Annotated in this window: 6 protein-coding genes and 1 tRNA gene; 3 read left to right on the top strand and 4 right to left on the bottom strand. The window is 63.7% G+C overall.

Annotated elements, in window-relative coordinates; genetic code table 11:
• Nucleotides 1-511: 511 nt before the first annotated feature.
• The 3 genes from ACKOED_RS16015 to ACKOED_RS16005 all read right to left on the bottom strand — a co-directional run bounded on the left by ACKOED_RS16015 (nt 512) and on the right by ACKOED_RS16005 (nt 5,812).
• Nucleotides 512-1,432 (bottom strand): aldose epimerase family protein, encoded by a 921-nt coding sequence (locus ACKOED_RS16015; RefSeq protein WP_408917628.1) that lies wholly within the window; start codon nt 1,430-1,432, stop codon nt 512-514.
• Between the two features lie 8 nt (nt 1,433-1,440).
• On the bottom strand, nt 1,441-3,243 hold the full coding sequence (locus ACKOED_RS16010; RefSeq protein ID WP_408917627.1) for an IlvD/Edd family dehydratase: 1,803 nt from the start codon (nt 3,241-3,243) through the stop codon (nt 1,441-1,443).
• Nucleotides 3,244-3,388: 145 nt separating this feature from the next.
• Nucleotides 3,389-5,812, bottom strand: coding sequence for an FAD-dependent oxidoreductase (locus tag ACKOED_RS16005; RefSeq protein WP_408917626.1), 2,424 nt, complete (start codon nt 5,810-5,812; stop codon nt 3,389-3,391).
• A 179-nt stretch (nt 5,813-5,991) separates the two neighbouring features.
• Between ACKOED_RS16005 and ACKOED_RS16000 the strand changes: the two genes are divergently transcribed.
• Both ACKOED_RS16000 and ACKOED_RS15995 read left to right on the top strand, forming a co-directional pair.
• Nucleotides 5,992-6,252, top strand: coding sequence for a type II toxin-antitoxin system HicA family toxin (locus ACKOED_RS16000; RefSeq protein ID WP_408917625.1), 261 nt, complete (start codon nt 5,992-5,994; stop codon nt 6,250-6,252).
• Nucleotides 6,249-6,641, top strand: coding sequence for a type II toxin-antitoxin system HicB family antitoxin (locus ACKOED_RS15995; protein WP_408917624.1), 393 nt, complete (start codon nt 6,249-6,251; stop codon nt 6,639-6,641). The genes ACKOED_RS16000 and ACKOED_RS15995 overlap by 4 nt, the downstream gene beginning before the upstream one ends.
• A gap of 878 nt (nt 6,642-7,519) precedes the next feature.
• On the opposite strand, the gene ACKOED_RS15990 is transcribed toward ACKOED_RS15995, so the two are convergent.
• Nucleotides 7,520-7,609, bottom strand: a tRNA-Ser gene (locus ACKOED_RS15990).
• Nucleotides 7,610-7,691: 82 nt separating this feature from the next.
• Here ACKOED_RS15990 and msrA point away from each other — a divergent pair.
• Complete coding sequence (gene msrA / locus ACKOED_RS15985) at nt 7,692-8,345, top strand: peptide-methionine (S)-S-oxide reductase MsrA (protein WP_408917623.1); 654 nt, start codon at nt 7,692-7,694, stop codon at nt 8,343-8,345.
• Nucleotides 8,346-8,351 lie beyond the last annotated feature (6 nt).

Genomic DNA, 8,351 nt, shown 5'->3' with positions numbered 1-8,351 from the left:
GACCCCGGCCTTCGCCGGGGTGACGCCTAAGCGGCAGCCGGATTTCGTGATGGACAGTTTCGTCTGGTAGGTTGCGCACATACGGCCAAGTTGACAGCAAGATGGGCTTTTCTCCCTCACCTCCCCCAACTTCGTTGGGGCCCCTTCCTCTCCCGCTTCGCGGGAGAGGACGAAGGCCGGGACTGCCTTCCGCTTTTACTGAACCGGCCTGTATTTTTTCCACCGTCATGCCGGCGCAGGCTGGCATCCAGCTTCCTGGTGTCAAAGCTGGACCCCGGCCTTCGCCGGGGTGACGCCTAAGCGGCAGCCGGATTTCGTGATGGACAGTTTCGTCTGGTAGGTTGCGCACATACGGCCAGGTTCACAGCAAGATGGGCTTTTCTCCCTCACCTCCCCCAACTTCGTTGGGGCCCCTTCCTCTCCCGCTTCGCAGGAGAGGACGAAGGCCGGGGCTGCCTTCCGCTTTTGACGCCTGACCAGAGATGATGGTTCCGTGACAACGCAAACCGGCCTAGCCGAAGCGCCATGCGATGCTGTTCCGGTAGACCTCGCCCGGCCGCAGAAGGGCGCTGGGGAAATTGGCGTGGTTGGGCGCGTCGGGGAAATTTTGCGGCTCGATGGCGATTGCCGCATAGGACTTGAGCGGCCCCTGCTTGCCGGGGAAGCCTTCGTTCCAGTGTTCGGCGGTATACATCTGCATGCCGGCTTCGGTGGTCCACACCTCCATGGTGCGGCCGGAAACCGGGTCGCGCAATGTGAGCCCGTGTTTCATCTCGCCGCGCGCGCCATCGAGCGCCCAGCAATTGTCATAGACGCCGCCCACCTTGCGCAGCGCGCGGAAGTCCCAGCGGGTGCCGGTCACGCCGCGCAGCTCGCCTGATGGCAGCAGCAGATCGTTCAGGGGCAGATAGGCGGAGCCCATGATCTGCATCTCATGATCGAATGCGCCGCGTTCGCCGCCCGAAAGGTTCCAATAGGCGTGGTTGGTGAGGTTGATCACGGTGGGTTTCGTGGTGCGCGCCGCAAGCGCCAGCGACAGGGTGTTGCCATCGAGCCTGTAGGTTGCCGAGACATCAAGCGCGCCGGGATAGCCCTGGTCGCCGTCCGGCGAATGCAGCGTGAACTGCAGCGCGTTTTCGGCCTGCCGCACATCCCAGTGCCGTACCGCGAAATTGTCCGGCCCGCCATGCAGCTGATGCGCGCCCATGTTCGGCGTCAGCCGGTGGCGCACACCGTCGATGCTGATTTCGGAATTGGCGATGCGCCCGGCGATGCGGCCCATGACGGCCCCCGCCGTCCAGTCACCGGCCAGAAGCTCCGCATCGCTGCCGCCGCCCATCACCAGGTCGGCGCCGGCGAAATCGAGCGCCACGAGCCTGGCGCCCAGCGTGGTGAAGCGCGCCGCGATATCGCCGGAGCGGAGTTCCAGCATGTGGGCCGCTAGTGGTTGTCGCGCGGCAGGCCCATGGTCTTGGCCACCCGCTGGAATTTGGTGGCGCCCTTCAGCACCATGCCTTCGGCAAGCTGGCCCACTTCCTTGCGGAAGATCTCCTGCCACGGCGTCTGGCTGGGCGGCACCTTATAGCCGCCGTTCTTCTCCAGCTCGGCGCGCCGTTTGCCCAGTTCTTCCGCGGAAACCAGCATGTCGCAGGCGCCCTTGTTGAGGTCGATGCGCACCTTGTCGCCGTTCTTGAGCAGCGCCAGGCCGCCGCCGGCTGCTGCTTCCGGCGAGGCGTTGAGGATCGACGGCGAACCGGAGGTGCCGGACTGGCGGCCGTCGCCCACGCAGGGGAGCGAGCGGATGCCTTTTTCCAGAAGATAGTTTGGCGCCCGCATGTTCACCACTTCCGCCGCACCGGGATAGCCCAGCGGGCCGACGCCGCGGATGAACAGGATGGTGTTCTCATCGATGCCCAGCTTCGGGTCATCGATATGCGCGTGATAATCCTCGGGGCCATCGAACACGATGGCCTTGGCCTCGAAAGCGTTGAGGTCCTTCGGGTTCGAGAGATAGCGCTTGCGGAACTCCTCCGAGATCACGCTGGTCTTCATGATGGCGTTGTCGAAGAGATTGCCGGAGAGCCGCTTGAAGCCGGCATGTTCCTTGAGCGGTTCCCTGAAGGCGCGGATCACCTCGCGGTTCCAGGAGAACTTGCCCTTGCAATTCTCGCCGATGGTCTTGCCATTGGCGGTGATGCAATCCTCGTGGATCTTGTCCGCGGCGATCAGCTCCGCCACCACGGCGGGCACACCGCCGGCGCGGTGATAGTCCTCGCCCAGATATTCACCGGCGGGCTGGAGATTGACGAGCAGCGGCAGGTCATAGCCGTGCTTCTCCCAGTCGGCCACGGTGAGCTCGATGCCCAGATGCGCGGCAATCGCATTGAGGTGGTTGGGTGCATTGGTCGAGCCGCCGATGGCGGTGTTGACGGCGATGGCGTTTTCGAAGGCCTTGCGCGTCATGATCTTCGAGGGGCTCAGGTCCTCCTTCACCATCTCGACGATGCGCCGCCCGGTGGCATAGGCCATCTGGCCGCGCTCGCGGTAGGGCGCGGGGATGGCGGCGTTGCCGGGAAGCGCCATGCCCAGCGCCTCGGCCAGCGAGTTCATGGTGGTGGCCGTGCCCATGGTGTTGCAGAAGCCGGTCGAGGGCGCCGAGGTGGCGACCAGTTCGATGAAGCCTTCATAATCGATCTCGCCGGTGGCCAGCTTCTCGCGCGCCATCCACACGATGGTGCCGGAGCCGGTGCGCTGGCCGTGATACCAGCCATTCAGCATCGGACCCGAGGAGAGGCAGATCGCCGGAATGTCGACGGTGGCCGCGCCCATCAGGCAGGCGGGCGTGGTCTTGTCGCAACCGATGGTGAGCACCACGCCGTCCAGCGGGTAGCCGTAAAGCACCTCGACCAGAGAGAGATAGGTGAGGTTGCGGTCCAGCGAGGCGGTGGGCCGTTTGCCCGTCTCCTGGATCGGATGCACGGGAAACTCCAGCGGAATGCCGCCGTTCTCATAGATGCCGTCGCGCACCCGCTTGACCAGCTCGACATGCACGCGGTTGCAGGGCGACAGGTCGGAGCCGGTCTGGGCGATGCCGATGATCGGCTTGCCGCCCTGCAGCTCTGACCGGGTCAGGCCGAAATTGAGATAGCGCTCGAGATAAAGCGCCGTCATGTCGGCGTTCGCCGGATTGTCGAACCAGGCCTGGGAACGGTATTTGAGCGGTGTCTTGGGTGCGTTTGCCATCGGCGGTCCTCCAGTTTTGTCTAGGTTTAATGGCGAAGCCGCGCGCCGTCTATGGGGGGCCGGACTCTGGTGATCGCATGACGCGGGGAGCCGCGCCCGGCGATGGCCGCCGCGCGCCGGTTTTCTTCCAGACTTTACGTAAGGATCATGATCTGAGCCGCGTGCCATCCGGGTCGAACAGCGGCTTCTCGAGCAGTTCCGCCTCATGCGGGCGGCCGAGGATCGACACGGTGAATTCCTGTCCGCCCCTGGCCACGTCGGCCCGCACATAGCCGAGCGCCAGCGACTCGCCCACCGAATAGCCATAGGCGCCGGAGCTCACCTGGCCCACCGGCGTGCCATCGGGCAGGAAGATCGGCTCGCCGCCGGAGGCATCGGCTTCCACCGCGGCGATCCTGAACATCGAAAGCTTTTCGCGCGGCGGGCGCTCGGCCAGCGCCAGATAGGCGTCGCGGTTGAGGAAGTCGCCCTTGTCGAGCTTGATCAGCTTGTCCAGCGCTACTTCCTGCGGCCAGTATTCCGGCGAATATTCGCGGCCCCAGCTGCCATAGCCCTTCTCGATGCGGAGCGACATCAGCCCGCGTGAGCCCACCGGCCCCGCGTCGAAGTCGCGGCCGGCCTTGAGCAGCGCCTCATAGAGCGCCACCTGGTCCTTCTCGGCGCAATGCAGCTCCCAGCCAAGATCGCCGGTGAAGGAGACGCGGATCGCCACCACCTCGATCCCCGCCACCGTGATGCGCTGCGAGCGCATGAAGGCGAAGGCGCCGGCCGAGAGATCGGCATTGGTCAGCCGCTGCAGAAGCTCGCGTGACTTGGGCCCGGCGACGTTGTAGCCGCACATGCTTTCGGTGAGCGAGCGGAAGCTGGTGCCCGCGGGCAGCGGCAGGGCGTTGAAGAAGCGCATGTGATAGCGCTCCGCCATGCCGGAGCCGACGATCAGGAACTCCTGCTCGCCGAGCCTCGTTACCGTGAAATCGCCGGCGATGCCGCCGCGCTTGCCGATCAGCGGCGTCAGGCAGGAGCGCCCGGCCTGGGTGGGCATGCGGTTGGCCAGGAGCCGGTTGAGCCAGTCCTCGGCGCCGGGGCCCTTCACCTCGTATTTGGCGAAGTTCGAAATATCGATGATGCCCGCCGTGTTGCGCAGCATGCGCACCTCGCGGCCCACCGGCGCCCACCAGTTCTGGCGCACGAAGCCGTAGGTCTCTTCGGTGGGCTCGCCGGGCTTGGCGAACCACAGCGGATGCTCCCAGCCGAAATTGAGGCCGAACAGCGCGCCCATGCCTTTCTGCATCTCGTAGGCCGGGCGGGTGCGCACCGGGCGCCCCGCCATGCGCTCCTCGTTGGGGAAGTGGATCTTGAAGCGGTTGGCATACTGGTCGCGCACCCGGCCCTTCACGAAATTGGCGTTGTTGGCCCACAGGCCGAAGCGCGCCAGGTCCCAGGCGAACAGGTCGAGCGTCGGCTCGCCCTCGACGATCCATTCGGCGGAAAGCTTGCCGAGGCCGCCTGACTGGGAGAAACCGGGGATGATGCCGCAGCAGCAGAAATAGTTCCTGAGCTCCGGCACCGGGCCGAACAGCGCCGCGCTGTCCGGCGACCAGATCATCGGCCCGTTGATCACCCGCTTGACGCCCGCCGTGGCGATCGCCGGCACGCGGTTGATCGCCCGCATCATGTTTTCCTCGATGCGCTCCAGATCGTCGGGGAACAGCTCATGGCCGAAATCCTGCGGCGTGCCGTCCTCCGCCCAGAACTTCATGTTCTTCTCATAGGCGCCGATCAGCAGGCCCATGCCTTCCTGGCGGAGATAATATTCGCCGTCACGGTCGGCGATCGACGGCAGACGCCGCCCCGCCGCGGCGATTTCCGGAATGGTCTCGGTGACGAAATACTGGTGCTCGGTCGGCAGCAGCGGCAGCTTGAGGCCGGCCATCGCCGCCACCTCGCGCGCCCACAGGCCGGCGGCGTTCACCACCCACTGGGCGTGGATGTCGCCCTTGGGGGTCCGCACCGTCCAGCTGCCGTCGGGCCGCTGTTCGGTGCCGGTCACCGGCGTGAACCGGTGGATTTCGGCGCCGCGCTGGCGGGCACCCGCCGCATAGGCCATGGTCACGCCCGAAGGATCGACGTTGCCGCCGTCCGGCTCATACATGATGCAGCGGATGCCGTCGAAATCGGCCAGCGGATGCAGCTTCTCGGCCTCCGCCCGCGTCACCTCGTGGAAATTCATGCCGTAGCGCCGCGCCTTGGCCGCCTGGAGGCGCAGCTGGTGCTCGCGCGCCTCGGTCTGGGCGAGATACAGGCTTCCCGGCTGGAACACGCCGCAGCCCTGGCCGGTTTCCTGTTCGAGCTCCTTGTAGAGCTTCATCGTGTAGTGCTGGATGCGGCTGATATTGGTGGAATCATGCAGCCCGTGGATGTTGGCCGCGGCATGCCAGGTGGAGCCCGAGGTGAGCTCGTCGCGCTCCAGCAGAACCACCTCCGTCCAGCCCAGCTTGGTGAGATGATAGAGGATCGAACAGCCCACCAGCCCGCCGCCGATCACCACCGCCTGTGCATGCTGCCGCATTTTCCGTGCTCCTGTTGCTGGCGGAATTCTACCGTGGCCGTGGCCCCGCGGCATCAAGAAATCCCAGGGGCGATGGCCTCAAAAAATTTATCGATAAGCCCTTGGCTCGCGCAAGCCTCATCTTCAGGGACCGGATGTCTTGTCAGGACTCTGGTTGTGATACTATAATCAGATACTATATGAAGCTGAACAGCAGCCATCAGAAGACGTTGGCGGCAATCTTTGCCGACCCGGTGAGGTCCGCCGTCGCGTGGGGCAGCATCGAGGCTTTGCTGAAGGCCGCGGGGGCAGAGGTCAGCGAAGGCAGCGGCTCGAGGGTGCGGGTCGCCTTGAACGGGGTGCGGGCGGTGTTTCATCGGCCGCACCCGCAGAAGGAAACTGACAAGGGTGCTTTGAAATCCATCAGAAGGTTCCTAACGGAAGCGGGACTAGAGCCATGACCACGATGACCTGCAACGGATACCAGGCCACCATCGAATTCGATGGCGAGTCGGAACTTTTCCATGGCGAAGTGACTGGCTTGCGCGATGTGATCACCTTTCAGGGCAAGTCCGTGGCTGAGCTCAAGAAAGCCTTCCGGGACTCCGTGGAGGACTATCTCGCCTTCTGCAAGGAACGCGGCGAGGAGCCCGAGAAACCCTTTTCGGGGCAGTTCGTTGTACGCACCGGCCCGCAGGCACACCGCGCGGCTGTGCTGGCGGCAAGAGCAAAGGGCATGAGCCTCAATGCCTTCGTGACCACAGCCATTGAAACAGCCAGCGGAGCGGCAAATCTCAAGCGCGCTGCCAGGATGGGCACAAAATCAATGAAGAGAGCAGGTAAGGGATGATGGCTGTCACGATTCAGATGATCCGGTCAGCACCGGAGCATGATCTTTCCCTGCCGCTCTCGACAACATGACCCCTCGCCGGAAGCCTGGCGCGGAATGAATGTTCACGTACCCGGTGACTTCCGCGCCACACGAGGGGGCAGGGAAACGTAAGCTCGATGCCGACTGAACTCATCTTGCTCCAGTGTCCTGAATCAAAGGTTCGCGGAGTTTGCAGTGAGCAGTTATGCCGTGGCGTTCCCGCCATTGCGCGGAGGACTGGATGGCGTCTGTACGAAGGGCCCCCGAGAGTGTTTTGACCCGGGAGGAGCGTGCTGAACTTGTATCAGCCGCACGGACCGGGCGCGGACTTGAGGGGAAAACTTGTTCATCGTCTTGGTTGTCACAGGCTCTATCTTCTCGGGAGTAGGAGCCTCCGGCAATCCCGGCGCGGTTCAGTATCGGCAAGCTCTTTCCCTTGATGCGAGTCACTTTTGTAGAGTTCCCGCAGCTTCGCCAGAGCGGTCAAGAAGTCGTCGGGACTGTTCAAAATCTTGATCAAGCGGCGCGCCATCTCCTCTGGAATCGAATGGCTTGCGCAAACCAAACTGAAATCCGGCTCTTCAATATTGGTCACAAGAACCTGCAGCGCCGCGAACGATGGCCCACTTGCTGCCTCACTATAACAGCGTTTCTACAGCAGGTGAGGGTAACCGCTGGCGGCTTCGTTGGTCCACTGGCGGCCGCGATGACTGCGGTTCCCGCAGGTGTCTGCCGGGAGACTGCCCGCCCAAATCAATGAGTGAGGCGTCACCATAGCCACTGGTGGGACAGACGCTGGGACTTAACTTGAAACCACACAGAAAATATATTGTTTTCAATATTTTACAGCAACTTTGTGGCGGAAGAGGAGGGATTCGAACCCTCGTTACGCTTTCACGTAAACACGCGTTCCAGGCGTGCGCCTTAAACCACTCGGCCACCCTTCCTTGAAAGTGGGCGGACTATAGCCATAGACTGCTCCAAATCAAGCATTGTTGCGTAAAAAGGCTCAAATCCAGGAGGCAGAACATGTTCTTTGCACGCCAGAAGATGCGGATGGTGGCGCCGGCCGAGGCGCTGCCGGGCCGTCCGGCGCCCATCGCAACGTCAGAGACGCATTTCGTGAACCGGAACCCGTTGAAAGGCCCCTATCCCGAGGGGTTTGAAACGGCCATCTTTGCGCTCGGCTGCTATTGGGGCGCGGAACGGAAGTTCTGGCAGGCGCCTGGCGTGTGGGTGACGGCGGTGGGCAATGCCGGCGGCTACTCGCCCAATCCCACCTATGAGGAGGTGTGCTCAGGCCTCACCGGCCATGCCGAGGCGGTGCTGGTGGTGTTCGACCCCGCCAGGATTTCCTATGAGCAGCTGCTGAAGCTGTTCTTCGAGTCGCATGACCCCACCCAGGGCATGCGCCAGGGCAATGACATGGGCACTCAATACCGCTCGGCCATCTACTGGACGACGCCCGCCCAGCGCGATGCGGCGCTGGCCGCCAGGAGCGCCTATGAGAAGGCGCTGGCCGACAAGGGCTATGGCCCCATCACCACCGAGATCGCCGCGGCAGGACCGTTCTATTTCGCGGAGGCCTATCACCAGCAATATCTGGCCAAGAACCCCAATGGCTATTGTGGCCTGGGGGGCACCGGCGTGGCCTGCCCGGTTGGCACCGGTGTCATGGCCTGACGCCCG

The sequence above is a fragment of the Aestuariivirga sp. genome, from assembly GCF_046093005.1.
Taxonomy (GTDB): Bacteria; Pseudomonadota; Alphaproteobacteria; order Rhizobiales; family Aestuariivirgaceae; genus Aestuariivirga.
Note: the sequence above shows the minus strand (reverse complement) of the source record. Positions and strands in the feature narration are given on the sequence as shown.

Excerpts from the sequence above, each read along its gene's own strand:
- ACKOED_RS16015 (WP_408917628.1), bottom strand. The coding sequence starts at position 1,432 with ATGCTGGAACTCCGCTCCGGCGATATCGCGGCGCGCTTCACCACGCTG.
- ACKOED_RS16010 (WP_408917627.1), bottom strand. The coding sequence starts at position 3,243 with ATGGCAAACGCACCCAAGACACCGCTCAAATACCGTTCCCAGGCCTGG.
- ACKOED_RS16005 (WP_408917626.1), bottom strand. The coding sequence starts at position 5,812 with ATGCGGCAGCATGCACAGGCGGTGGTGATCGGCGGCGGGCTGGTGGGC.
- ACKOED_RS16000 (WP_408917625.1), top strand. The coding sequence starts at position 5,992 with ATGAAGCTGAACAGCAGCCATCAGAAGACGTTGGCGGCAATCTTTGCC.
- ACKOED_RS15995 (WP_408917624.1), top strand. The coding sequence starts at position 6,249 with ATGACCACGATGACCTGCAACGGATACCAGGCCACCATCGAATTCGAT.
- msrA (WP_408917623.1), top strand. The coding sequence starts at position 7,692 with ATGTTCTTTGCACGCCAGAAGATGCGGATGGTGGCGCCGGCCGAGGCG.